At 58.9% G+C, this 25,836-nt stretch carries 17 protein-coding genes and 3 tRNA genes; all 20 read right to left on the reverse strand.

Features of this window, described 5'->3' with window-relative positions:
- Window positions 1–233: 233 nt before the first annotated feature.
- Window positions 234–1,841: a type I restriction-modification system subunit M gene (locus AAIL66_RS23055; protein ID WP_343497860.1), complete on the reverse strand. Its 1,608-nt coding sequence runs from the start codon at window positions 1,839–1,841 to the stop codon at window positions 234–236.
- Entirely contained in the window at window positions 1,838–2,977 is a 1,140-nt protein-coding gene (locus tag AAIL66_RS23060) for an AAA family ATPase (protein WP_343497861.1), read from the reverse strand. Before AAIL66_RS23060 ends, AAIL66_RS23055 begins: the two co-directional genes overlap by 4 nt.
- On the reverse strand, window positions 2,974–4,278 hold the full coding sequence (locus AAIL66_RS23065; protein ID WP_343497862.1) for a restriction endonuclease subunit S: 1,305 nt from the start codon (window positions 4,276–4,278) through the stop codon (window positions 2,974–2,976). The genes AAIL66_RS23060 and AAIL66_RS23065 overlap by 4 nt, the downstream gene beginning before the upstream one ends.
- Entirely contained in the window at window positions 4,268–7,264 is a 2,997-nt protein-coding gene (locus AAIL66_RS23070) for a type I restriction endonuclease subunit R (RefSeq protein ID WP_343497863.1), read from the reverse strand. Before AAIL66_RS23070 ends, AAIL66_RS23065 begins: the two co-directional genes overlap by 11 nt.
- 71 nt (window positions 7,265–7,335) lie before the next feature.
- Complete coding sequence (locus AAIL66_RS23075) at window positions 7,336–7,527, reverse strand: hypothetical protein (RefSeq protein WP_343497864.1); 192 nt, start codon at window positions 7,525–7,527, stop codon at window positions 7,336–7,338.
- Window positions 7,528–7,870: 343 nt separating this feature from the next.
- Window positions 7,871–7,946: transfer RNA gene (locus tag AAIL66_RS23080), tRNA-Phe, on the reverse strand.
- 176 nt (window positions 7,947–8,122) lie between these two features.
- Window positions 8,123–8,198 (reverse strand) — tRNA-Phe (locus AAIL66_RS23085).
- Between the two features lie 84 nt (window positions 8,199–8,282).
- Window positions 8,283–8,948 (reverse strand): response regulator, encoded by a 666-nt coding sequence (locus AAIL66_RS23090; RefSeq protein ID WP_034382905.1) that lies wholly within the window; start codon window positions 8,946–8,948, stop codon window positions 8,283–8,285.
- Window positions 8,949–8,987: 39 nt separating this feature from the next.
- Window positions 8,988–11,309 carry an ATP-binding protein gene (locus tag AAIL66_RS23095; RefSeq protein ID WP_012836793.1) on the reverse strand — a complete coding sequence of 774 codons (2,322 nt, stop codon included), beginning with the start codon at window positions 11,307–11,309 and terminating at the stop codon, window positions 8,988–8,990.
- Complete coding sequence (locus AAIL66_RS23100; RefSeq protein ID WP_034359628.1) at window positions 11,309–11,878, reverse strand: DUF4390 domain-containing protein; 570 nt, start codon at window positions 11,876–11,878, stop codon at window positions 11,309–11,311. The genes AAIL66_RS23095 and AAIL66_RS23100 overlap by 1 nt, the downstream gene beginning before the upstream one ends.
- Before the next feature lie 43 nt (window positions 11,879–11,921).
- The gene (gene rsmB, locus AAIL66_RS23105) at window positions 11,922–13,307 is read right to left on the reverse strand and encodes a 16S rRNA (cytosine(967)-C(5))-methyltransferase RsmB (RefSeq protein ID WP_343497865.1); all 1,386 of its coding nucleotides are present in this window, start codon (window positions 13,305–13,307) and stop codon (window positions 11,922–11,924) included.
- Between the two features lie 207 nt (window positions 13,308–13,514).
- Complete coding sequence (gene rpoC / locus AAIL66_RS23110) at window positions 13,515–17,738, reverse strand: DNA-directed RNA polymerase subunit beta' (protein ID WP_003065685.1); 4,224 nt, start codon at window positions 17,736–17,738, stop codon at window positions 13,515–13,517.
- Between the two features lie 121 nt (window positions 17,739–17,859).
- The gene (gene rpoB / locus AAIL66_RS23115) at window positions 17,860–21,972 is read right to left on the reverse strand and encodes a DNA-directed RNA polymerase subunit beta (protein WP_003065687.1); all 4,113 of its coding nucleotides are present in this window, start codon (window positions 21,970–21,972) and stop codon (window positions 17,860–17,862) included.
- A gap of 274 nt (window positions 21,973–22,246) precedes the next feature.
- On the reverse strand, window positions 22,247–22,624 hold the full coding sequence (rplL, locus tag AAIL66_RS23120) for a 50S ribosomal protein L7/L12 (RefSeq protein WP_003065690.1): 378 nt from the start codon (window positions 22,622–22,624) through the stop codon (window positions 22,247–22,249).
- 36 nt (window positions 22,625–22,660) lie between these two features.
- The gene (gene rplJ, locus AAIL66_RS23125) at window positions 22,661–23,185 is read right to left on the reverse strand and encodes a 50S ribosomal protein L10 (RefSeq protein ID WP_003065692.1); all 525 of its coding nucleotides are present in this window, start codon (window positions 23,183–23,185) and stop codon (window positions 22,661–22,663) included.
- A gap of 227 nt (window positions 23,186–23,412) precedes the next feature.
- Window positions 23,413–24,108: a 50S ribosomal protein L1 gene (gene rplA, locus AAIL66_RS23130; RefSeq protein WP_003065693.1), complete on the reverse strand. Its 696-nt coding sequence runs from the start codon at window positions 24,106–24,108 to the stop codon at window positions 23,413–23,415.
- Entirely contained in the window at window positions 24,109–24,540 is a 432-nt protein-coding gene (rplK, locus tag AAIL66_RS23135) for a 50S ribosomal protein L11 (RefSeq protein WP_034359623.1), read from the reverse strand.
- A gap of 125 nt (window positions 24,541–24,665) precedes the next feature.
- On the reverse strand, window positions 24,666–25,253 hold the full coding sequence (gene nusG / locus AAIL66_RS23140; RefSeq protein ID WP_003065695.1) for a transcription termination/antitermination protein NusG: 588 nt from the start codon (window positions 25,251–25,253) through the stop codon (window positions 24,666–24,668).
- Window positions 25,253–25,636: a preprotein translocase subunit SecE gene (gene secE, locus AAIL66_RS23145; RefSeq protein ID WP_012836790.1), complete on the reverse strand. Its 384-nt coding sequence runs from the start codon at window positions 25,634–25,636 to the stop codon at window positions 25,253–25,255. The genes nusG and secE overlap by 1 nt, the downstream gene beginning before the upstream one ends.
- Window positions 25,637–25,723: 87 nt before the next feature.
- Window positions 25,724–25,799 (reverse strand) — tRNA-Trp (locus tag AAIL66_RS23150).
- Window positions 25,800–25,836: the final 37 nt, after the last annotated feature.

Raw genomic sequence — 25,836 nt, forward strand, 5'->3', positions numbered from 1 at the left:
CCGCTGTGATCAATGGTGCCAATACTGTGCATTAAAGACCTATACAGCCAAGATTAGGTGGAATAAAAATAAGGAAGCCCGATGGCTTCCTTTTTTCCGACACCGCCGTCTTCTTAGCTGACCGCTTCAGGATGAGAGCGTCCCCTCATCCCCTCATCCCCTCATCCCCTCATCCCCTCGCAGCGAAATGATCGCTGATGGCCAAGGCGGTCGCCCCAATATTCGACAGGCGATCAAGGGAGACCAGGTAGCCCCAGCTCCTTTAGGAACTCGTTGTGCCGCTGCGTGGCAGTCTTGATCTTCTGGTCCAGGGCCACCAGCTCCGCATGCACCTTCGCCAAGTCGATCTCTTTCTCGGCCTCGGCTGTGCTCACGTAGCGCGAGATGTTCAGATTGAAATCGTTATTCTCGATTTCTTCCATTCCCACGCGGCGCGAATAGCGCTGCTCTTCCTTGCGGTACCGGTAGGTGCCAATGATTTTGTTGATGTGCTCGGGCTGGAGCACGTTTTGTCGCTTGGCCTTGTCGTACTCCTCTGCTGCATTGATGAACAGCACGTCGTCCGGCTTCTTGCACTTCTTCAGTACCAGGATGCACACAGGGATACCGGTGGAGAAGAATAGGTTGGCGGGTAAGCCAATCACCGTGTCGATGTGCCCATCCTTGAGCAGCTTGGTGCGGATGCGGGCCTCTGCGCCGCCACGGAACAACACCCCGTGCGGCAATATGATTGCCATCACGCCATCCTGCTTCAAAAAGTGGAAGCCGTGCAGTAGGAACGCAAAGTCCGCCGCCGATTTGGGCGCCAGGCCGTAGTTCTTGAAGCGCATGTCATCGCGGAGAGACTCTGAGGGCTCCCAGCGATAGCTGAACGGAGGGTTGGCCACCACCGCGTCGAACCTCGGCATCTTGGCAGGATTGGTCTCGCGCAGGTCGTCCCACTCGTTAAGCAAGGTGTCGCCGTGGAAGATGTCAAACTCCGAATCCTTCACCCCATGCAGCAGCATGTTCATGCGTGCAAGGTTGTAGGTAGTGATGTTCTTCTCCTGCCCGTGAATCTTGCCGATGCCGTGCGGCCCCATGCGATTTCGCACGTTCAGCAGCAATGAGCCCGAGCCACAGGCAAAGTCCAGTACGCTGTCCAGATGCGCGCGCTGGCCCGTTGCAGGCTCCTGCCCGTCCAATGTGACGATGGCCGAGAGAATGGTGGAGATCGGCTGCGGCGTATAGAACTCACCTGCCTTTTTACCTGAACCTGCAGCAAACTGGCCGATCAGGTATTCATAAGCATCTCCCAGCGTGTCGCTGTCAGTCGAGAACTGGTTCAACCCGTCCGCTATCTCTTTGATGATCTTGCACAGACGGGTGTTGCGCTCTGTGTAGGTCTTTCCCAACTTTTCAGAGGCTAAGTTGATCTCTGAGAACAGACCTCTGAAGGTGCTTGCGAATGATGCTTCCTCAATGTATTTGAGACCGTCTTGCAACGTACTGAGAAGCTCATCATCCTGAGTTCGAGCCATCTCAGAAATATTGCTCCATAGATATTGAGGCTCAATTACATAGTGCACCTTGCGGCGCATTTGCTTCTCAAACTCTGGCGTATCAGCGGCGTTGTCGGCATACCAAAAAGACAAAGGACTCAGGCGATCTTCTGGCTCCAATTGGGGGTAATCTGCACCCAGCTCTTTCTTGGCTGCCGCCTCATAGTTGTCCGACAGGTAGCGCAGAAACAGGAATGCGAGCATGTAATCGCGGAAGTCGTCCGCGTTCATGGCGCCGCGCAGTTGGTCGGCAATCGCCCACAGGGTCTTGCCCAGTTTTTGTTTTTCGAGATCGGTCATGGTGTACCTGCAGGTCCAGCAGCCGGTGCCGGCTGAGGAAACAAATCGGTGTTGAATGGGTAGCGGTTCAGGAAGCCATCCAGAATCGTCTTGAAATGCTCCTTGTTTTCGTCCCCCATCGGCACGGGCTCGAACAAGGAATAGTCGCCGTGGCTCAGGATGTTGATGAGCCGTGCATGCAGCACGCCTTCCGGGTCGTCCGCATCGTCAGTTGGAATGCAGGCCGAGAAATTCGAGAAGCCATGAAAGCTTGCTGACTTCTCCAGCACCGAGCGCAGCATGTTGAAGTGGTAGGTGTACAGCTCGCCCGACTGAGCAGCCTGGTACAGATCTGTTAGCACAGCCACGTGGTGAAAGAACGGTGTCGCACCGGTGTAGGCCAGCTTGTATGAGCCATCCGCCTTAGAACGCGCGAGGAAGTGCGCAGAGACTTTCTTCGACTTGCGCGCATCCAACTCGTTGTGCATCACATTAAAGAACAACGGATGGTGCGACGAGATCACCACCTTCAGCGGGTTGTCTGCCTCGTTCAACAGTTGCGCTAGGTGGTTGCCCACAGAGATGGCGTTGTGCTCATCGAGCGAGGAAATCGGATCGTCGATGTAGACGTACTTCACCCAGCGGTAGGCCTCAATCTCCGGGTCCATCGCCAGTCGCATGACGGCGAGGAAGAAGCACCACACGAAGAGGTTTTCTTCGCCGCGCGACACCTTGATGTTGTCGATGACCTCCCCGTTCACAGTGCGCGAGAACCGCACCGTCCATTCCTGGCTGTCGATGCGGAAGTCAAAGTCCGCGTAGCGCTGCAGCATTGGCCGGATGCGGTTATCCATCTCCAACTCGGCCAAGCCGGCGAAGAAGCGCGAGTCGGCGTTCAGCGTCAACTTGCGGTCGCTGTCACCTTCCAGGTCGTTGTCCCAGTGGAAGAGGTCTTCAGTGAAGGCGTTGAAGTACAGAGTGTCACGCGCTTCGCCGTCGGGGCCGCCTTGTTTGCCAATGTCCTTGAAGGCCATGGACAGGCGTGTTTTGCCGGTGCCGTTGTAAGCATACAGGACGATGGTCTTCTTGTTTACCAGCTCACTGCGCAGATGGTTTGCCAGCGCCGGCAGATCGGCGAAAGTCTGTCCCTGCCTCATCCCTGCACCCCCTCAAGCACTGGGAACAACTGCTGCATCAAGCCCTTCTTGTGGGATCTGAGCGCCTCGACTCTTTTCGCCTGAGCGGTGATACGCAAGTCGAGAGAAGCCAGACAGTCGGCAATCTTTTTTTGCTCAGGAAATGTTGGCAGAGCCAGTCTCATGTCAACAAAGAACGGGAGTCCAATGGTTTTGATTGTGCTTCCGGTGGCAATCCTCTCAAACAGCGGCTTCCGATGTTGTAGAGAGTAATAAAGGAACCAGTTGTAAAGTCGGTCCGGCTTGCAGGTCCACACGATGAAGTGCTGACTCACTGCCATATCCACACCCATGATGGCGCTCCTTCCAACGCTTGCGTCTCGACTCAAGAGCACTGAACCCGCTGGATGCAACACAGCGGATGAGTTTCTAACGCCAGCGGCTGAGATTTCTGTCTCCGTGTCTTCAATGAGGCCAGCATCAAGTCGCTTGGAGTCGGCGAGTGAAACCCACTTAATGCCACCGCCATAATATTCAGGGTGCGATTTGCTTGGCGTGTGTCCTGATCCTCGCTTTGTCAAATCCTCCAGGCGCTCTTCTTGCCAAACCTTTTCGTTGCGAAATTCGGGGAATCGCGAGCGCGGAACTGTTTCACCGTCACCAGGCAAGAGATTTCTCATCAAGCCCTGCTTTTGTGTCATGAGGGTGTCGAGTCTTTGGGCTTCCGCTCTGATCAGCTCATCCAAGGATGACAAGCAGTCGGCAATCTTCCGCTGCTCGCTCTGATCGGGAGTTGGGATTTGGACGCCGAAAAAGGCCTCTTTGCTGATGTTAAGGAGCCCGTTGCTTCTGGCTCCACTCGTGATGTGCTTTCTCAGCTGAACGCCATGGAGATTTTTTTCGAAGCACTGGCGATAGAAGCGATTCTCATAGCCTTCCTTTAACCGGAAGCAAATGAATACATTGGGCGCCGCTACCTCGCCCTTGTCTTGAAGGTCGTACACGCATCCTTGCGGGAATTTGAGTGAGTTTCCCTTGTTATAGACAAAGTCACCTTCGCGCACCACGGTGTACTGACGATATTGGTTCCCCGAGATGTCGCGGCCAAACTTTTCGGCCTGGGGAACAAATCCGACACCTGCCGAGATGCTGACTGGCGTGAGGGTTCTGTCGCCTACGCGCTCCTCCACTGGCGTGGAAATTTCTGCGAGCTTCGGCGCACTCCATTCGCCAGCATTCAAAAATACGGGAAACCTCAGCCGAGGCACCAGTCCCGCCCCGTTCTTGTCTTGGCGCATGGCGCTCTTTTCCTTATTGCTCATACGCACTCAAACCCGAAATCTCTCGCCCTTGCGCCAGTTTGTGCAGCAGCGGCGACAGTTCTTCCATCAACGCCAATTCCTTCTGCGTGCGGGCCTTCCAGCCCAGGTCCAGCGGCGCCATCAGCTCGCTCAGCGCTTCGCCGTCAAAGATGCAGCGGCGCAGCACGCCATCAACGAAGGTTTGCAGCGCATCGGCAGCCAGGCTATGGCGCTGCGCGATGTCAGCGAGCACACGGTGCTTCTTCTCGGCCTTGAAGCGATCAAAGCCATTGCGAATGGCGTCTTCGTTCAGGGCCTGGCCCACGGGCAAGCCACGGATGTATTCGGCGATGTCATCGCGGTCGTCGATGAACTTGGCATCGGCTTGAATCAGGCCGATGAGTTGTTCTCGGTTCAAGGTCAGCTTGCCGGGCTTCTGCTGCGTCATCCGGGCGATCAAACCCATGATGTAGTCATAGTCGATCACCGCCGAGGCAAAGAGGACGAACTCGAAATCGAGCTGCTGCACCTCGGGCGGGGTCTGATCGCGGTCTTGCTGGGCCTTCAAGCGCTTGGCGGTCTCCAGGTACACGCCCTTGAAACCGAGCATCTGGTCGGGCGGGACGATCTGGGTGATCTGCGTTTTCTGCTCTTCCGACAAGTCGGTGTACTGATCCAGCTGCGTTTTGAGGCGCTGCACTTCTTTGAAGAGGTTGACGAACTGGCTGCGCGCAGCGTCGCCCTTCAAGTTGGTGACTTCTTCCGGGGCGTTCATCAGGCCTTGTGATTGCATGAAGTCCGTCAGCTTCTCCGTGGCGGCTTGCAGGGTGTCGATGACCTTGGGCGCCGGGTCTACCAGCCAGATTTCGCGCGGGTTGTCGGTCTTCTCGCCCGAGAACAGCGCGATGGCCTCTTCCACAGGCTTTTGCTGCTGCCGGAAGTCGAGCACGTTGCCGTAGGGTTTGCTGTCATTCAAGACGCGGTTGGTGCGCGAGAACGCCTGGATCAGGCCGTGGTACTTGAGGTTCTTATCCACGTACAGCGTGTTGAGGTACTTGGAGTCGAATCCGGTGAGCAGCATGTCCACCACGATGGTTATGTCGATTTTCTGGCTGTGCGGCAGGTCAGCATTCGGGTACTGCTGGTCCTTGATGCGCTTTTGCACGTCCTGATAGTACAGGTCGAACTCGGCAATGCGGTGGTTGGTGCCGAAGCGCGCGTTGTAGTCGGCCATGATGCGCGTGAGCGCGGCTTTCTTGCCTTCGGGGTCCTGCTGGTTGTCGGCCTTCTCCTGCGGCAGGTCCTCCTGAATCTGCTGCACGTCCTTGTTGCCGTCGGCAGGGGGGGAGAACACGCAGGCCACGTTCAGCGGAACAAAGCCGTCATCCTCGGCATGCCTCTTGTCCTGCAGTGCCTTGAAGGCCTCGAAGTACTCGATGGCGTCATTGATGCTGGCGGTGGCCAGCACGGCATTGAACTTGCGCCCGTTGGTGGCGGCATCGTGCTTGGCCAGGATAATCTCGATGACCTTGGCTTTCGGCAGCCCTTCCCCCGGCTTGGGCGGCTTTTTGCCCTCAGGTTTGAAGAAGTCGATGTGGAACTTCAGGACGTTCTGGTCTTCGATGGCGTGCGTAATCGTGTATTCGTGCAGGCAGCGCTGGAACAGGTCATCCGTGGTGCGGTAGCTGGCCTGCTGGCCTTCGATCTGCACGGCCGTGGCGTTGTCCTTGAAAATCGGGGTGCCGGTGAAGCCGAACAACTGGGCCTTTGGGAAGAACTCCTTGATGGCCTTGTGGTTGTCGCCAAACTGCGAGCGGTGGCACTCGTCGAAGATGAATACCACGCGCTGTTCGCGCAGGGGCTCCAGACGCTGCTTGTAGGTCTCCTGGCCCTGCTTTTCCTTCTGCTTGTTGCGCTTGCTGTTCTCGTCCAGCGCCAAACCTAGCTTCTGGATGGTGGTGACGATCACCTTGTCGGCGTAGTCATCGGACAGCAGGCGGCGCACCAATGCTTCGGTGTTGGTATTCTCTTCGACGCAACCTTCCTGGAAGCGGTTGAATTCTTCGCGCGTCTGGCGATCCAGGTCTTTGCGGTCCACCACGAACAGGCATTTGTCGATGTTCGGGTTGTCCTTGAGTAGTGTGGAAGCCTTGAACGAGGTCAGCGTCTTACCCGAGCCAGTGGTGTGCCAGATGTAGCCGTTGCCGCAGTTCTGGTGAATGCACTCCACGATGGCTTTGACGGCATAGATTTGGTAAGGCCGCATCATCAGCAGCTTCTGCTCGCTGGCGACCAGCACCATGTAGCGGCTGATCATCTGGCCCAGGGTGCACTTGGCCAGGAACTTGTCAGCAAAGCTGTCGAGCTGCGTGATCTTCTTGTTGTCTTCGCTGGCGAACTGGTAGACCGGCAAGAAACGCTCATCGGCATTGAAGTTAAAGTGCCGGGTGTTGTTGTTTGCGAAGTACCAGGTGTCGGTGCGGTTGCTGACGATGAAGAGCTGCAAGAAGCACAGCAGGGTCTTGCCATAGCCGTTGCCGGGGTCGCCCTTGTAATCGACGATCTGCTGCATAGCACGGCGCGGGCTGACCGCCAGAGTCTTCAGCTCAATCTGCACCACCGGCATACCGTTGATGAGCAGTATCACGTCGTAGCGGTGATGGCTGTTGTCAGTGTTCATGCGCAGCTGGTTGACGACCTCGAAGTCGTTCTTGCACCAGTCCCGAATGTTCACCAAGGTGTAGTTCAGCGGCGTGCCGTCGTCGCGCTCGAAGGCGTTAATGTTTCGCAGCGTCTGGGCGGCGTTATAGACATCGGGCGTGATGATGCTGTCCAGCAGGCGTTGAAACTCGCTATCGGTCAGACGAACCCGGTTGAGCGCTTCGAACTTGGCGCGGAAATTCGCCTCCAGTGCTGCGCGGTCCCGAATGTCAGGGCGGTAGGTGTACTTGAGTTCGCCGAGCTTGGCGATCAAGTCCTGCTCGATTTGGTGTTCTGTCGTCGTCATGAATCTGTTCCAGCCGTCATGAGTGTCTTAGTGTGGCGGGCAGGCGGCTTCTACATCTAGTCACAACCATGTCAAGCGCTCGCCTTGACTGGTTCTCCATTCGGGTGGTTCGGCCTCAAGTCATGACTGCGCGCGTACTCCAACACCAGGATTTCGATCATTGATGCCACTGAGCGACGCTCACGATCTGCCGCCAAGCGCAAAAGCTGCTTGATCTCAGCGGAGGTGCGGATGGAAAGGGTTTCGTCCTTCAGGCGCGACATGGCGAAATCTAATCAACTGCGATACGCAAATGTACTGCATTAGGCAGTTCTTTTGCATTACTAGACTAGCCATGTTTGCGGCTCGGTTCAGAACAGGTTCGGGTCAGTGCTGGATGCCCGTCGGCGGAGACAGCAGCTCGGCCATCGATTGAATGTGGGTTTCAATAACAGCAATGCGCATTAGAACTGTCCCAAAGAGGCTCTCGGCAAAGGACAACAAACGCTGAAATGCAGCCGTCGCATAGAGCACGCCTTGCTCGGCATCCCCCCGGGAGCTGAGGACTCTTTTCCTCAAGCACAAACAGAAAAGCCCCAGATCATTGCTGATCTGGGGCTTTGAATCTGGTGGCCTGGGACGGAATCGAACCGCCGACACAAGGATTTTCAATCCTCTGCTCTACCGACTGAGCTACCGGGCCTTTGCTGTTCAGCAACTTGAATTTGCTGAAGCTGCAATTATAGGCATATTTTTTCCGCTTCCTGCCCCGCCTGGGCATTCCAGCCCGAATGCATTCGCCGGTCTGCAATGCAGCCGAAAAGAGCAGGTCCGTATGCAGAAAAGCCCTGGATCATTGCTGATCCAGGGCTTTGAATCTGGTGGCCTGGGACGGAATCGAACCGCCGACACAAGGATTTTCAATCCTCTGCTCTACCGACTGAGCTACCGGGCCATTTATCAGCACCCTTGAGCACCGAAGCCACGATTATAGGCACACTTTTCGACCCCAAATCGAAAACTGCGATTTTTTTGGAAATTATCCGCGGCGATTGCGCCCGAGGTCCACGCCCAGTTGACGCAGCTTGCGATACAGGTGGGTGCGCTCCAGGCCGGTCTTCTCGGCCACGCGCGTCATGGAGCCGCCTTCGCGTGCCAGGTGGAATTCGAAATAGGCTTTTTCAAAGCCGTCGCGCGCCTCGCGCAAGGGGCGGTCGAGATCGAATCCTTGGTGCGAGTTGGGCAGATTGTCTTCCGCCGCCTGGGCCGTGATGCTGACCACGGCCGATGGCGCCGTGCCGTTGCTGGCATGCGCTGCAGTTTCCGGGCCCTGGCTGGCCGTGCTGCGCGCCAGCCCCTGCTCCACCGCCTTGAGCAGCTTCTGCATGGTGATGGGCTTTTCGAGGAATGACAGTGCACCGATGCGCGTTGCCTCGACGGCCGTTTCGATGGTCGCATGACCGCTCATCATGATGACGGGCATGGTGAGCTGACCGGCCGTGGCCCATTCCTTGAGCAGGGTGACGCCGTCGGTGTCCGGCATCCAGATGTCCAGCAGCACCAGATCGTAGTTGTGGGTTGCCCTGGATACGCGTGCCTGCGTGGCGTTCTCCGCCACGTCCACACTATGACCTTCGTCGTTGAGGATTTCCGACAACAAATCCCGGATCCCCAGTTCGTCGTCGACCACTAGTATGTTTGCCATGTGTCTAAAGCCTGTTGCTATGCCTTGTGCGAAGCGGGATCAAGCCGCCCCCGCACGGTCGTTAGGTACAAATGATAGCGACACTCGCGCGCCTTGCACTACCCCGTCTTCCTCTCGATTACCCAGGTCCACTCTTGCGCCATGTTCATCGGCGATTTTTTTGACCACGGCCAAGCCCAGGCCTGTGCCGCGAGACTTGGTGGTCACATAGGGCTCGAAGGCTCTTTGAAGAATATTGGGAGCAAAACCTGTGCCACTGTCGCTGATGCTCAGGCGCACACGCTGGGCCGTGTCCATCCAGCGGGTTTCGATGGTGACGGATCCTGGAGTCTGCCCTGTTTCCTGCGCTCTTTGCGCGGTGGAATCTTGCGCATTTTGCAAAAGATTGTGGATGACCTGACGCAATTGCTGGCTATCGCCCTGAATCAGCGGACAGGCTTCGTCGAGCGATGCCTCCACACGCACCGCCGCATTCTCTTCGCCATAGAGCTGCAGCACCTCCGCGACCAGTGCATTTAAATCCAGCGCTTGCAGATTGGCAGCCGGCAAACGTGCGTACTCGCGAAACTCATCGACCAGACGCTTCATGGCCCCCACCTGATCGACGATGGTCTTCACGGATTTGGCCAGCAGCGCCTGCTCCGCAGGCTGCAGCTTGTCGGTCAGCTTCATCGCCAGACGCTCGGCAGACAGCTGAATCGGCGTCAGCGGATTCTTGATCTCATGCGCCACGCGGCGCGCCACCTCGCCCCAGGCCTGTGCGCGCTGGGCAGAGACGATCTCCGAGATGTCGTCAAACACCAGCAGGCGCTGGTCGTCGGGCAGCTCCGCGCCGCGCATGACTAGGCTGGTGGTGTTGTGCACCACATCGCCGTTGCCGTTGCCGGCGTCCAGCTCATAGACCTGCTGCCAGCGGTCCCGCCCCTGCTCGGCCGAAGCATCGCCGAGAAAGATCTCGAACTGCTCCTGCACCACGCGCGCAAAGTCCTGCAAACCAGAGACATCGCGCAGGCGCTTGCCCTGGAACACCGCCATGGGAGCACGCAGAATGCGTGTTGCACCAGGGTTGCTGAGGACGATGCGCCCGGAGCGATCGAGCACGATGACGCCCGAAGTAAGGTTGTCCAGAATGGTCTGCAGATTGCTGCGCGCCGCATCGAGCTGCAGCAGGTTGCGGTTGGCGTCGGAGCGTGCGTCGGCCAGTTGCTGGGTCATGACGGCAAAGGATCGCGTCAGCCCGCCAATCTCGTCCTTGCTCTGCAGCGCAGGCTTGGGGCGCAGATCTCCACGCGCCACATCGCGCATGCCCTGGGCCAGCAACAACAAGGGCTTGGCCAGTTGGTTGCCCAGCACCACGGCTAGCACCACGGCCCCAAACACGGCCAGAAAGAGCGCCAGCGTCAGAGTGCCGATATACATGCGCTGCAATCCACCGCGAGCAAGTGCTCGCTCCTGATACTCGCGATTGGCCTCCTGCACGGCCAGGGCATTGCTGACCAGGGCTTGCGGCAGGGGAATCGTGGCCTGCAGATAACGTGCCTCCTCCAACAGATTCACCGCCGAGCTGGGCACCAGCGCCAGTGTGCGCACCTTGGCGTTGGCCGCAGCCTGATCGGCAGGCACGTCACCGGCATCATCCAGGCCTTCGATGCTGGCCACGGCACGCTGACCGCCCTGCTCCCTCAAGCTGCGCAGCAGCTGGGTGTTGGGCCGCTCGGGTGCCAGGCTGAACTGAGACTGACCGGCACTGGCAATGGCCTTGCCTGATGCATTCCAGAGCACCACATCGGAGGCTCCGATCTGATCTCGGATGCGCTCCAGCATCAGTGCCGCCCCTGCATCCGAAGTCTGAGACAGCTGAAGGCCTGCCGTGCGCGTGTTGTTGGCCATGTCATTGGCCACGGTATCCAGCGTGGCACTGGCCAGGCTCACGCCCGCAGACAAGGCCCCCTCGACCTTGACGTCAAACCAGCTCTCTATCGAGCGCGAAACAAACTGGTAGGACACCACATAGATCAGCAAGCCCGGCAGCAAGCCCACCAGGGTGAAGATGCCAGCCAGCTTGAGCAACAGCTTGCTGCCAAAACGCCCGCGCCTGAGCCGCAGAGCCAGGCGCAAGCCGCCCCAGAACAGCACCAGCAGCAGCAATCCGGCCACAACGACATTGGCGGCAAACAGCCAGTTGTAGTTGCGCTCGTAGGCCAGCCGGTTATTCGTGGCCAGGGTCAGCAGGAACAGCAGCAGCACCCCAACCACCACCATCAGCGCCACGCCCGTGCCAACGGCCCAGCGCGTGGCGCGCGACCAGCGCGCGGCAGAGGAGCCGCCGGCTTCGCCGTCCGGGAGCTTGATGTCAGCCATCAGGGAGCGGCCTCCAGCGTCTGCGTGCGCGACAGCTGCAGATTCCAGCCCGAGCGCCCCAGAGCCCCAATCTGCAAAGGTCTGGGCAGGGACGACAGATCTACGCGAAAGCGCAGTTGCACCGAGACGCCGGAAGTGGAGCCGAGCTGGCCTGACTCCAGAATCTTCCAGCGATAAATGCGTTGAATGGCTGCGATGGCATCCTCCAGCTGCTCGTAGGACTGGCCCAGCGCCAGTCCGGTGCCGCTGCCGCCGGTGAAGGCGGAATTGGAGATATGCAAACGCCAGCGCCTGGTCAGCGGCTGGTGCGTAATGCGGTAATAGCGGGTGGCGACGCCCAATTGCTGATCGGACCAGTACCAGCGCTCGCGCTGCACCTGAGCCTCGGCAATGAAATACATGGGAATGCCCTGGCGCAGGGCATCTTCAACCTGACCGGGCAGCTCGAACTGCAGATTGGCCGAGAGAAACACCCCCTCGTCGGTACGCGTGACCTGCATGGAGCTGATATCCGGTGGCACGGTATCGGCCCGGGCCAGCACGAAAACCAGGGACAGCGCCAGCACCAACGAAGCTGCACGGGCCGCACGCCGCAAGGCCCCCGCTACAGCGTTAGCGCAATTTTTCCAGCAGAGCGTAAAAAAAGCCGTCGTGGTCACCCAGGGGATTGTCTGCCACGGAATCGTGTTTGGCAGCTTTGCCGGGAATTAAATGACCCGGAGCAGGCAAGCTGGCCGCCGTAGTGTTGCGTGCAAGAAACGCTTGCATCTGGGCATCGCCCTCTGCCTTGAAGACCGAGCAGGTGCAATAGACCATGCGGCCGCCGGGCTGCAGCAGCGGCCACAGGGTATCGAGCAGCCTGGACTGGATGTCTGCCAGCTGGGCCACATCGCTCTCACGGCGCAGCCAGCGCACATCGGGCTGGCGACGCACAATGCCAGATGCCGTGCAAGGCGCATCGAGCAAGATCGCATCGAAGAGCTGACCGCCACATTGCGATTCGAACCACGCCTGGGGCGCGGACGCATCGGCCACCAGCACCTTGGCCTTCAGGCCCAGGCGCGACAGGGTTTCACCGATGCGGCGAGCCCGCTCGGGGTCAATCTCCAGGGCCGTGACTTCGATGCCGCCGGGCGCAGCGCGCTCAAGCAGATGGGCAGTCTTGCCTCCGGGTGCAGCACAGGCATCCAGCACGCGCAGCGGACGGCCCTGGGGCTGGGGCAAGCCAGCCAGCAGCAGCGGTGCAGCGGCCTGTGCCGCGCCGTCCTGCACCGAGGCCCAACCTTCTTCAAACTGCGGCAGCTCCTGCACAGGCACCGCCTGCTCCAGCTGCAGACCGCATTCGGCGACTGCGGTCGCTTTCAGATTCATGGCTTCCAGCGTCTTCTGGTACTGAGCTGGAGTGCTTTTCTGTGCATTCACCCGCAGCGTCATGGGCGGCTGGGCGTTGTTGGCCGCCAAAATGGTCTGCCAATCCTGGGGATGGTCTTTTTTGAGCCGGGTAATCCACCATGCGGGGTGATTCCAGACGGCCACGGGATCGTTGTCGGTCGCGCTCACCAGGGCATCGCGCTCGCGCAGAAAGCGACGCAGGCAGGCGTTGATGAAGCCGGACTGCGCCCGTGCCGCGCCGTTCTTGGCGGCTTCCACGGCCTGGTTGACCAGGGTGAAGGGCGGATATGGGGCTTGGGTCTCATCCCAGGCCAGAGCCAGCGCCGTGCTCAGCAAGGCACTGACCTTGGGTGCCGGTGAGCGCGGCGCCAGTTGCTTTTGCAGCGCCTGGGCACGCCCCAGATTGCGCAGCACCTGGAACAGCAAGGCCTGCACTCCCGGACGCAAGCGCTGCGGCACCTGTGCCAGCACAGCCTTGCTGGACTGACCACCCAGGATGCCGTGCAAAGCCTTGGCCACTGCATCCAGCTGTTGCCACAGGGCAGGAGCGTTGGGCACGGCAGCACCGGCAGCGGCGTTCTTGGGTTGGGAAGGCTTGGAAGTCATGAAGAGCAGACCTGAAAATCTTGTAGAACTGACGCAGACCAGGATACACAGCGGGCATTTCTATCGAGAAAACACCATGCCTGATCCGAGCTTGCGCAAGTCGTGTCTTGATCAATGAAAAACGCTCCCGTCTGCACAAGGCAGAGCGGGAGCGCGGTGCATCAGCAGCGAACCGCAGCCGTTGCCGGCCGCGGCCCAATGCCATGCTTAGTCGGCAGAGGCGTCGCCAGCAGGTGCTTCGACGTCATCAGCCAGCACACCGGCCAGCTCGGCTTCTTCGGCTTCGGCGATGGCACGACGCTCGGCATCGTCCATTTCGTCCTTGGCCTTGCGAGCCTGGTGATAGGCCAGACCGGTACCGGCGGGGATCAGACGACCCACGATCACGTTTTCCTTCAGGCCACGCAGTTCGTCGCGCTTGCCCATGATGGCAGCTTCGGTCAGAACACGGGTGGTTTCCTGGAAGGAAGCCGCAGAGATGAACGAGTCGGTCGACAGCGAAGCCTTGGTGATACCCAGCAGCACGTTGGAGTACGTGGCAGGCAGCTTGCCTTCCTTCTGCATCTGTTCGTTGGTGTTGAGCACCTCGGAACGCTCGACCTGTTCACCCTGGATGTAGGTGGTATCGCCGGAGTTCTCGATGATCACGCGACGCAGCATCTGACGCACGATCACTTCGATGTGCTTGTCGTTGATCTTCACACCCTGCAGGCGGTAAACGTCCTGCACCTCGTCCACGATGTAGCGCGACAGCTCTTCGATACCCAGCAGACGCAGGATGTCTTGAGGATCGGCAGGACCGTCAACGATGGACTCGCCCTTGTTCACAACCTGGCCTTCGTGGACCAGAATGTTGCGCTCCTTGGGCACCAGTTCTTCCCAGACCTTGCCTTCCAGATCGGTGATCTGCAGGCGGATCTTGCCCTTGGTTTCCTTGCCGAAGGACACGGTACCGGTCATCTCGGCCAGAGTGCCCTTGTCCTTGGGCGTACGGGCTTCGAACAGTTCGGCCACACGGGGCAGACCACCGGTAATGTCGCGGGTCTTCTGACCTTCCACAGGGATACGGGCCAGCACTTCGCCGGGGCCCACGTCCTGGCCGTCGCGCACCTGAATCAGGGCGCCGACCTGGAAGCCGATCGTCACGGCGTGGTCGGTACCAGGGATCTTGACTTCCTGGTTGTTGGCGTCGATCAGCTTGACCTGGGGACGCACCACCTTGGCAGAGCCACGACGCTTGGGATCGATCACCACCAGAGTGGACAGACCGGTCACTTCGTCGACCTGCTTGGCCACCGTCAGACCTTCTTCCACATTCTCGAAACGCACTTGACCGGCGTATTCGGTAATGATGGGTCGGGTCAGCGGGTCCCAGTTCGCCAGGATCTTGCCGGCCTTGATGGCTTCATCGGGCTTGATGGTCAGCACGGCGCCGTAGGGCACCTTGTGACGCTCGCGCTCGCGGCCGTTTTCGCTGATCACGATCTCGCCGGAACGCGAAATCACCACCAGCTCGCCCTTGGTGTTGGACACATAGCGCATCGTGCTGTTGAAGCCGATGACACCATTGGACTTGGCTTCCACGCTCGAGGCGATGGCGGCACGCGAAGCGGCACCACCGATGTGGAAGGTACGCATGGTCAGCTGCGTGCCGGGTTCACCGATGGACTGGGCAGCGATCACACCCACGGCTTCGCCGAGGTTGATCAGGCCGCCACGACCCAGGTCGCGACCGTAGCAGGTGGCGCACAGGCCGAAACGGGTTTCGCAGGTCAGAGCCGTACGCACCTTGATTTCGTCCACGCCCTGGGCTTCCAGCTCTTCGATGGTGTCTTCGTTGAGCAGGGTACCGGCAGGCACCAGCACGGCACGGGTTTCGGGGTGCAGCACTTCTTCGGCGGTCGAACGGCCCAGCACGCGGTCGCGCAGGGATTCGATCACTTCACCGCCTTCGACGATGGCGCGCATCAGATAGCCGTTGGAGGTACCGCAATCCTGTTCGTTCACGACCAGATCCTGCGTCACGTCCACCAGACGACGAGTCAGGTAACCGGAGTTAGCCGTCTTCAGCGCCGTATCGGCCAGACCCTTACGAGCACCGTGGGTCGAGATGAAGTACTGCAGCACGTTGAGGCCTTCGCGGAAGTTCGCGGTGATAGGCGTCTCAATGATGGAGCCGTCAGGCTTGGCCATCAGACCACGCATACCGGCCAGCTGACGAATCTGCGCTGCGGAGCCGCGGGCGCCGGAGTCGGCCATCATGTAAATCGCGTTGAACGATTCCTGATCGACTTCGTTGCCATGACGGTCGGTGGTCTTCTGGACCTTGAGCTGGTCCATCATCACCTTGGACACGTCGTCGCCGGCCTTGCCCCAGATGTCCACCACCTTGTTGTAGCGCTCGCCGGAGGTCACCAGACCCGAGACGTACTGCTGCTCGATTTCCTTCACTTCGGACTCTGCGCGGGCCAGGATGTCGGCCTTTTGCGGAGGCACCAGCATGTCGTCGATGGAGATCGAGATACCGGCGTGCGTGGACAAACGGAAACCGTTTTGCAGCAGCTTGTCGGCAAACACGACCGTGGCCTTCAGACCGCACTTGCGGAAGGAGGCGTTGATCAGCTTGGAGATTTCCTTCTTCTTCAGCGCCTTGTTCATGTTGCTGAAAGCCAGGCCCTTGGGCAGGATTTCAGACAGCAGGGCACGGCCCACGGTGGTTTCCACGAGCGAGGTCACGGGCTCGAATTCGCCGGTTTCCTTGTTCTTGTTCCACTCGGTCAGGCGCACGCTGATCTTGGCGTGCAGCTCGGTCTCGCCGGCATCCAGAGCGCGTTGCAGCTCCATCAAGTCGGCAAACACCATGCCTTCGCCCTTGCCGTTGATCTTTTCACGCGTGGCGTGATACAGACCCAGCACCACGTCCTGCGAAGGAACGATGGAGGGTTCGCCCGAAGCGGGGAACAGCACGTTGTTCGAGGCCAGCATCAGCACGCGGGCTTCCATCTGCGCTTCCACAGACAGGGGCACGTGAACAGCCATCTGGTCACCGTCGAAGTCGGCGTTGAAGGCCGCGCAGACCAGCGGGTGCAGTTGCAGGGCCTTGCCTTCGATCAGGATGGGCTCGAAAGCCTGGATACCCAGACGGTGCAGCGTAGGCGCACGGTTGAGCATGATGGGGTGTTCCTTGATGACTTCTTCAAGGATGTCCCACACCACGGGCGTACCGGCTTCCACTTCCTTCTTGGCAGCCTTGATGGTCGTGGCAATGCCGCGCTGCTCGAGCTGCGCGAAGATGAAGGGCTTGAACAGCTCCAGCGCCATCAGCTTGGGCAGACCGCACTGGTGCAGCTTGAGGTAAGGACCCACGGTAATCACGGAACGACCGGAGTAGTCCACGCGCTTGCCCAGCAAGTTCTGACGGAAACGACCGCTCTTGCCCTTGATCATGTCGGCCAGAGACTTCAGGGCACGCTTGTTGGCGCCCGTCATGGCCTTACCGCGACGGCCGTTGTCCAGCAGCGAGTCCACCGCTTCCTGCAACATGCGCTTTTCGTTGCGCGCGATGATTTCAGGAGCCTTGAGCTCGAGCAGACGACGCAGACGCGAGTTGCGGTTGATGACGCGGCGGTACAGGTCGTTCAGGTCGGAAGTGGCGAAACGGCCACCGTCCAGAGGCACCAGAGGACGCAGATCGGGAGGCAGCACGGGCAGCACTTCCATCACCATCCACTCGGGCTTGATGCCGGACTTCTTGAACGCTTCCAGCAGCTTCAGGCGCTTGGCGTTCTTCTTGACCTTGACTTCGGAGCCGGTCAGATCGTTGCGCAGGCGCTCGATCTCGACGTCGATGTCGATGCCTTCGAGCAGGTCCTTGATGCCTTCAGCGCCCATCTTGGCGGTGAACTCATCGTAGCCGTACTCGAGTTGCTTGGCGTCGTAGTCGTCCTCGGTCATGATGCTGAACTTCTTCAGCGGAGTCATGCCGGGGTCGGTCACCACATAGGCTTCGAAGTACAGCACGCGCTCGATGTCGCGCAGCGTCATATCCAGCACCAGGCCCAGGCGCGAAGGCAGGGACTTCAGGAACCAGATATGGGCGCAGGGCGCGGCCAGGTCGATGTGCCCCATGCGTTCGCGACGCACCTTGGTCTGTGTGACTTCAACGCCGCACTTCTCGCAGATCACACCGCGGTGCTTGAGGCGCTTGTACTTGCCGCACAGGCATTCGTAGTCCTTGATCGGGCCAAAGATCTTGGCGCAGAACAGACCATCACGCTCGGGCTTGAAAGTACGGTAGTTGATCGTTTCAGGCTTCTTCACTTCACCGAAAGACCAGGAACGGATCTTCTCGGGCGAGGCCAGGCCGATCTTGATGGCATCGAAATGCTCATCAGGCGTAAATTGCTTGAACAGGTCGAGTAGCGATTTCATGTAACTCTTTCCTTTTCGTCAAAAATCATTGCAGCCACCGCTGGATTTGCCTTGGTTTCAGCAACGAACCAAGCGCAAATCCTTTGTTTTAAAGCGGTTGCAGCTCTCTGTTTAATAGTGCTTAAGAACGTTCGAGCTCGATGTCCAAGCCCAGAGAGCGGATTTCCTTGACCAGCACGTTGAACGATTCGGGCATGCCCGCTTCGATCGAGTGCTCGCCCTTGACGATGGACTCGTACACCTTGGTACGACCGACCACGTCGTCGGACTTCACAGTCAGCATTTCCTGCAGCACATAGGCGGCGCCGTAAGCTTCCAGCGCCCACACTTCCATTTCACCGAAACGCTGACCACCGAACTGGGCCTTACCGCCCAGAGGCTGTTGCGTCACCAGCGAGTAAGGACCGGTGGAGCGGGCATGCATCTTGTCGTCAACCAAGTGGTGCAGCTTCAGGTAGTGCATATAGCCCACGGTGGTCGGACGCTCGAAGCGCTCGCCGGTGCGGCCGTCATACAGATACGCCTGAGTGCGTGTCTCGGTCAGGCCCTTGGCGGCAGCGATGTCGTCAGGGTAGGCCAGCTTCAGCATGTCCTTGATTTCGGCTTCGGAAGCACCGTCGAACACCGGCGTTGCGAATGGCACGCCCGTGGTCAGCTCCTTGGCCATGGACATGACTTCGCCGTCATCCAGCTGAGACAGCTCTTCCTTGCGACCGCTGCGGTTGTAGATCTCTTCCAGGAAGGCGCGCACTTCAGCAGCACGGGCTTCCTTTTGCAGCATGTCGCCAATGCGCTGGCCCAGGCCCTTGCCGGCCCAGCCCAAGTGCACTTCCAGCACCTGACCGATGTTCATACGCGAAGGCACGCCCAGCGGGTTCAGCACGATGTCGGCAGTGGTGCCGTCGGCCAGGAAAGGCATGTCTTCCACAGGAGTGATCTTGGAGACCACACCCTTGTTGCCGTGACGACCGGCCATCTTGTCGCCGGGCTGCAGACGACGCTTGACGGCCAGGTAGACCTTGACCATCTTCAGCACGCCGGCAGGCAGCTCGTCGCCTTGCGTGAGCTTCTTGCGCTTTTCTTCGAACGCCAGGTCGAAGGTGTGACGCTGCTGCTCGATGGAGTTCTTGATGGACTCCAGCTGAGCGGCCACATCGTCTTCGGCAGGGCGAATGTCGAACCAGTGGAACTTCTCCACGCCGTCCAGATAGGCCTTGTCGATCTTGGCGCCCTTGGACAGCTTCTGAGGACCGCCGTTGGCCACGCGGCCGGTCAGCAGCTTCTCGATACGGTCGAAAGCGTCGGCTTCCACAATGCGCAGCTGGTCGTTCAGGTCCAGACGGAAGCGCTTGAGTTCATCGTCGATGATCTGCTGGGCGCGCTTGTCGCGCTGGATGCCTTCACGCGTGAACACCTGCACGTCGATCACGGTGCCTTGCGAGCCCTGATCCACACGCAGAGAGGTGTCCTTCACGTCGGAAGCCTTCTCGCCGAAGATGGCGCGCAGCAGCTTCTCTTCAGGCGTCAGCGTGGTCTCGCCCTTGGGGGTGACCTTGCCCACCAGCACATCGCCGGGTTGCACTTCGGCGCCCACGTAGATGATGCCGGACTCGTCCAGGCGGTTCAGTTGCTGCTCGGACAGATTGGGGATGTCGCGTGTGATTTCTTCGGCACCCAGCTTGGTGTCACGAGCCATCACCACCAGCTCTTCGATGTGGATCGAGGTGTAGCGATCGTCAGCCACGATGCGCTCGTTGATCATCACCGAGTCTTCGTAGTTGTAGCCGTTCCAGGGCATGAACGCGATCAGCATGTTCTGGCCGATGGCGATTTCGCCCAGGTCGGTCGAAGCGCCGTCCGCCAGCACATCACCCTTGGCCAGCTTGTCGCCACGGCTGACGATGGGGCGCTGGTGGATGTTGGTGTTCTGGTTGGAACGCTGATACTTGATCAGGTTGTAGATGTCCACGCCGACTTCACCGGCCACGGCTTCGTCGTCGTTCACACGGATCACGATACGGGTGGCGTCGACATAGTCCACGATACCGCCGCGCTTGGCAGTGACCACGGTGCCGGAGTCCACGGCAGCAACGCGCTCGATACCGGTACCGACCATGGGCTTTTCAGGACGCAGCACAGGCACGGCCTGACGCGACATGTTGGCGCCCATCAAGGCACGGTTCGCATCGTCGTGTTCCAGGAACGGAATCAGCGAGGCGGCCACGGACACGATCTGCGCAGGCGACACGTCCATGTATTGCACGCGCTCGGCCGACACCAGGGTCGATTCACCGGCTTCACGGGCCGACACCAGCTCGCCCACCAGATTGCCTTCGGCATCCAGATCGGCGTTGGCCTGGGCGATCACGTACTTGCCTTCTTCGATGGCCGACAGATAGTCGATGTCCATCGTCACCTTGCCGTCCACCACGCGACGGTACGGGGTTTCGATGAAACCGTACTCGTTCAGGCGGGCGTACAGAGCCAGCGAGTTGATCAGACCGATGTTGGGACCTTCAGGCGTTTCGATAGGGCAGACGCGGCCATAGTGGGTCACGTGCACGTCACGCACTTCAAAGCCGGCACGTTCGCGGGTCAGACCGCCTGGGCCCAGGGCGGAAACACGACGCTTGTGCGTGATTTCTGCCAGAGGGTTGGTCTGGTCCATGAACTGCGACAGCTGCGAGGCACCGAAGAACTCCTTCAGGGCCGCAGAGATGGGCTTGGAGTTGATCAGGTCGTGAGGCATCAGAGGCTCTTGCTCGGCCTGACCCAGACGTTCCTTCACAGCCTTTTCGATACGCGCCAGACCGGTGCGGTACTGGTTCTCGGCCAGTTCGCCCACGCAACGCACGCGGCGGTTGCCCAGGTGGTCGATATCGTCGACTTCGCCACGGCCATTGCGCAGGTCCACCAGGATCTTGACCACGGCCAGGATGTCTTCGTTGGACAGCACCATGGGACCGGTCGCACCTTCGCGGCCGATCTTGGCGTTGAACTTCATGCGGCCCACGCGCGACAGATCATAGGTGTCGGCGTTGTAGAACAGGCGCTGGAACAGGGCCTGCACGGCGTCCTCGGTAGGAGGCTCGCCAGGGCGCATCATGCGGTAGATGGCAACGCGGGCAGCGAACTCGTCCACGGTTTCATCGGTGCGCAGGGTCTGCGAGATGTAGGCGCCCTGGTCCAGTTCGTTGGTGTAGATGCACTGAACGTCCTGCACACCAGCGCTGCGCAGCTTCTTGAGCAGGGCTTCGGTCAGTTCTTCGTTGGCCTTGGCGATGATTTCGCCGGTATCGGGATCAACGATGTTCTTGGCCAGCACACGACCCAGCAGGAAGTCTTCGGGCACGCTGACGAACTTGGTGCCGGACTGCTCCAGCTCGCGGGTGTGGCGAGCGGTAATGCGCTTGTCCTTGGCGACCACGACCTTGCCGGACTTGTCGGTGATGTCGAAACGCGCGACTTCGCCCTTCAGGCGATCGGCCACGAATTCCATCTGCGCACCGCTGTCCATCAGGCGGAAGTTGTCGTTCACGAAGAACGTTGCCAGGATGGTCTCGGGCGTCATGCCGATGGCCTTCAGCAGGATCGACACGGGCATCTTGCGGCGACGGTCGACGCGGAAGTACAGCAGGTCCTTGGGGTCGAACTCGAAGTCCAGCCAGGAGCCGCGGTAAGGAATGATGCGAGCCGAGAACAGCAGCTTGCCCGAGCTATGGGTCTTGCCCTTGTCGTGCTCGAAGAACACGCCAGGCGAACGGTGCAGCTGAGACACGATCACGCGCTCGGTACCGTTGATGATGAACGAACCCTTGTCGGTCATCAGGGGCACTTCGCCCATGTAGACCTCTTGTTCCTTCACTTCCTTGACCACCTTGGACTGAGCCGTGGAGGACTCGCGGTCATAGATGATCAGCTGGACCTTGGCGCGGACAGCGGAGGCGAAGGTCAGACCACGGGTCTGGCATTCACGCACGTCGAAAGCGGGCTTGGCGAGGTTGTACTCGACAAACTTCATCTCCACAAAACCATTGTGGGAGACGATGGGGAAGGCGGAATTGAAGGCCGCTTGCAGGCCATCAATGGTACGTTTTTTGGGGGCTACATCTGCCTGCAGGAATGCTGTATAGGCATCTTTTTGCATCTGCAGCAGATAAGGCACTTCGAGCACGCTATCGCGGCTCCCGAAGCTTTTGCGGATTCGCTTGCGTTCGGTATAAGAATAGGCCATGAGATCTCCGGGCAAAGACATGAGTCCTGGGTCTGCGACGACTGCCCCACAGGGTTCTCCTGCGGGCTTGGCGGTTGGCCACTACCAACCATGGCTGACGGCGATGCGTTGCACATCGCCCGAACCAAGGCATCTTCTGCTGTCGGATTGTCAGAAGACACTAAAAAGCAGACTCCCTAGGAAACCTGCTTTTTGGTGTGTTCTTTAAGCGCACTCCACAAGCGCCAAAGGCTGGAGACCCTTTTACGAGTCTCCAGCCCTTGATTTCACTGAATTACTTCAGTTCAGCCTTGGCACCGGCTTCAACCAGCTTCTTCACAGCGGCTTCAGCGTCAGCCTTGGGAGCGGCTTCCTTCACGGTCTTGGGAGCGCCGTCGACCAGATCCTTGGCTTCCTTCAGACCCAGGCCAGTGATTTCGCGCACAGCCTTAATCACGGACACCTTGTTAGCGCCAGCGTCGGTCAGAACGACGTTGAACTCGGTCTTTTCTTCAGCAGCAGCAGCGCCACCAGCAGCGCCGCCAGCAGCGGGAGCAGCCATAGCAGCGGCGGACACGCCAAACTTCTCTTCAATAGCCTTGACCAGGTCGTTCAGTTCCAGAACAGTCATGCTGTCCAGGGCGGTCAGGAATGCGTCTTTATCGAATGCCATTTTGATTTCCTAAAATTGGTTGGTTTTGCCGAGCACTCAGGCTGCGGCTGTTTCTGTTGCCGCTTCGGCAGAGCCTTCGCCCTTCTTGGCCGCCAGAGCGCCCAGCACAACGGCTGTACGCGAGATAGGCGACATGAGCAAGCCGCACAGTTGTGCGAGCAGTACTTCCTTGGAGGGGATGTTTGCCAGTTGCTTAACGCCGTCGATGTCCAGGGCCTTGCCTCCGAACGCGCCACCGCGAATCACCAACTTGTCGTTGGTCTTCGCGAAGTCGGCCACCACCTTGGCGGCAGCCACTGCGTCTTCAGAGAAGCCATAGATCAGGGGACCAGTCATCTGGTCAGCCACCACGTCAAACGCGCTACCGGCAACAGCACGGCGGGCCAGGGTGTTCTTCAACACGCTCAGGCTCACACCCTTGCTGCGAGCATCGGCACGCAGTTTGGTCATGTCGGCGACCGTGATGCCACGGTATTCCGCGATCACAAGCGTTTGAGCTTTAGCGGCGAGGCTGGTCACTTCGTTGATGACCGCTTCTTTCTCACTGCGATTAAGACTCAAGGTCTACTCCTTCAAATGCATATGCAAGGCAAGCCCTGCATACACGCTCTTGTTGCAGCGACCAACTGTTTAGGAAAAATTTCCATCTGCAGCGGGATCGCCATCTGCGTTGGCCTTCGTGATTAAGTGATCAAATCACACCAACGGTCTCGGATGACCTGCAGGAGCAACAACTCCTGCAGCCCACCACACCAGATGAGCAAAGCTCATCTGACGATTTCTAGCAATTACGCCGAGATGGATTGTGTATCGACGCGAACGCCCACACCCATGGTCGACGAAACAGCCACCTTGCGCAGGTACAGACCCTTGCTGGAAGCAGGCTTGGCCTTGTTCAGTGCATCGATCAGAGCAGCCAGGTTGCCCTGCAGCTTGTCGGCATCGAACGAACGGCGACCGATCGTGCCGTGCACGATACCAGCCTTGTCCACGCGGAACTGCACTTGACCAGCCTTGGCGTTCTTCACGGCCGTAGCGACGTCAGGAGTCACGGTGCCAACCTTGGGGTTGGGCATCAGGCCGCGGGGGCCCAGGATCTGACCCAGCTGACCCACAACGCGCATAGCGTCGGGAGCAGCGATCACCACGTCGAAGGGCATGTCGCCGGCCTTGACTTGAGCAGCCAGGTCGTCCATGCCGACCACGTCAGCGCCGGCGGCCTTGGCTTCTTCAGCCTTGGCGCCTTGTGCGAACACAGCCACGCGAGCAGTCTTGCCGGTACCGTGAGGCAGCACCACGGCGCCACGCACCACTTGGTCCGACTTCTTGGCATCCACGCCCAGTTGCACGGCCACGTCGATGGATTCATCGAACTTGGCAGTTGCAGCTTCCTTCACCAGCGCCACGGCGTCAGCGAAAGAGTACAGCTTGTTGGAATCAACCTTGCCCTGGAGAGCTTTTTGCTTCTTGGTCAACTTGGCCATTTACACACCCTCCACGATCACGCCCATCGAACGGGCAGAACCAGCCAGCGTACGCACAGCAGCGTCAACGTCAGCGGCGTTCATGTCCTTCAGCTTGGTCTTGGCGATTTCTTCCAGCTGAGCACGTGTGATCTTGCCAACCTTGTTCTTCAGAGGATTGGAAGAGCCCTTGTCCAGCTTCACAGCCTTCTTGATCAGAACGGTTGCGGGAGGAGTCTTGATGATGAACGTGAAGCTCTTGTCAGCAAAAGCCGTGATCACCACGGGCAGAGGCAGGCCGGGCTCGACACCTTGGGTCTGGGCGTTGAACGCCTTGCAGAATTCCATGATGTTGAGGCCGCGCTGACCCAGCGCAGGACCAATGGGAGGAGAAGGATTGGCCTTACCAGCTGGCACTTGCAGCTTGATGAAGCCGACGATTTTTTTCGCCATGTTGAGCTCCTTACGGGTATAGCGCCATTTGCAATATCTGCAAACAGCTCCCCGAGGTTGCTGACTCTACAAAAAAGCTTCGCATCGAGTCAAAAAATGCGAAGCCCTAGATTCTATTGCGAATCTTAAGTTTTCTCAACTTGAGAGAATTCCAATTCCACAGGAGTCGCGCGGCCAAAGATGGTGACCGAGACACGCAGACGGTTCTTTTCGTAGTTGACTTCCTCGACGGAGCCGTTGAAGTCCGCGAACGGACCTTCCTTGACACGAACCATTTCGCCGACCATGAACTCGACCTTGTGGCGGGGCTTTTCGGTGCCCTCCTGCATCTGGTCGACGATCTTGCGAACTTCTTCTTCAGAGATGGGGGCAGGACGGTTCTTGGCACCACCGACGAAACCGGTCACCTTGCTGGTGTGCTTCACCAGGTGCCAGGTATCGTCATCCATCACCATTTCGACGAACACATAACCGGGGAACAGGCGGCGCTCTGTGGTGCGGCGAGTGCCGTTGCGCATTTCCACCACTTCTTCGGAAGGCACCAGGATGCGGCCAAACTTGGACTGCATGTCCGAGCGAGCAATACGCTCCGCAATATTGCGCTCGACAGCCTTCTCCATACCCGAATAGGCATGGACGATATACCAGCGCAGATCGGGATTGGCGGGTCCCGCTGCTCCACCATTCACATCTGTTTCGACTGCATCAGCCATTACTTCCTCCAGCCCAAAATCAAGTCGTACAAGACCCATTCAAGCGTCTTATCGGTGAACCACAAGAACAAGGCCATCACCACCACAAACGCAAAGACATACAGTGTCATCTGCATGGTTTCCTTGCGGGTGGGCCAGACCACCTTCTTCACCTCACGCCAAGCATCACGAGCAAAGCCAATGAAGCGCTTGCCCGGCTCAGAGATCAGAAACACGCCAGCAGCCAGCACCAGGCCGACAATCAGAGCCGCCCACTGAACCAGCGCACCTTGCTTGCTCAACAGATAAAAGCCAGCAATAGAAGCAACAACTAAAGCCGCAACAGCGGCTAATTTTGCTTTGTCAGCAGCAGAGCTGACTGTTTCAACCTGAGTAGTGGCCATATTTTGTTTCAAATGCACAAAAATGTGCAATTTCAAGACACAAAAGCCCGCCAAAGGCGGGCTCTTGTTGATTCCACCATTAAGAGGTGGCAGGGGCAGTAGGAATCGAACCTACAACCTTCGGTTTTGGAGACCGACGCTCTGCCAATTGAGCTATACCCCTACAAATCAATTATGCAATGATCGTGGCAACCACACCG

It is taken from the genome of Comamonas sp. F1-6 (assembly GCF_039581415.1).
Taxonomy (GTDB): Bacteria; Pseudomonadota; Gammaproteobacteria; order Burkholderiales; family Burkholderiaceae_C; genus Comamonas; species Comamonas thiooxydans.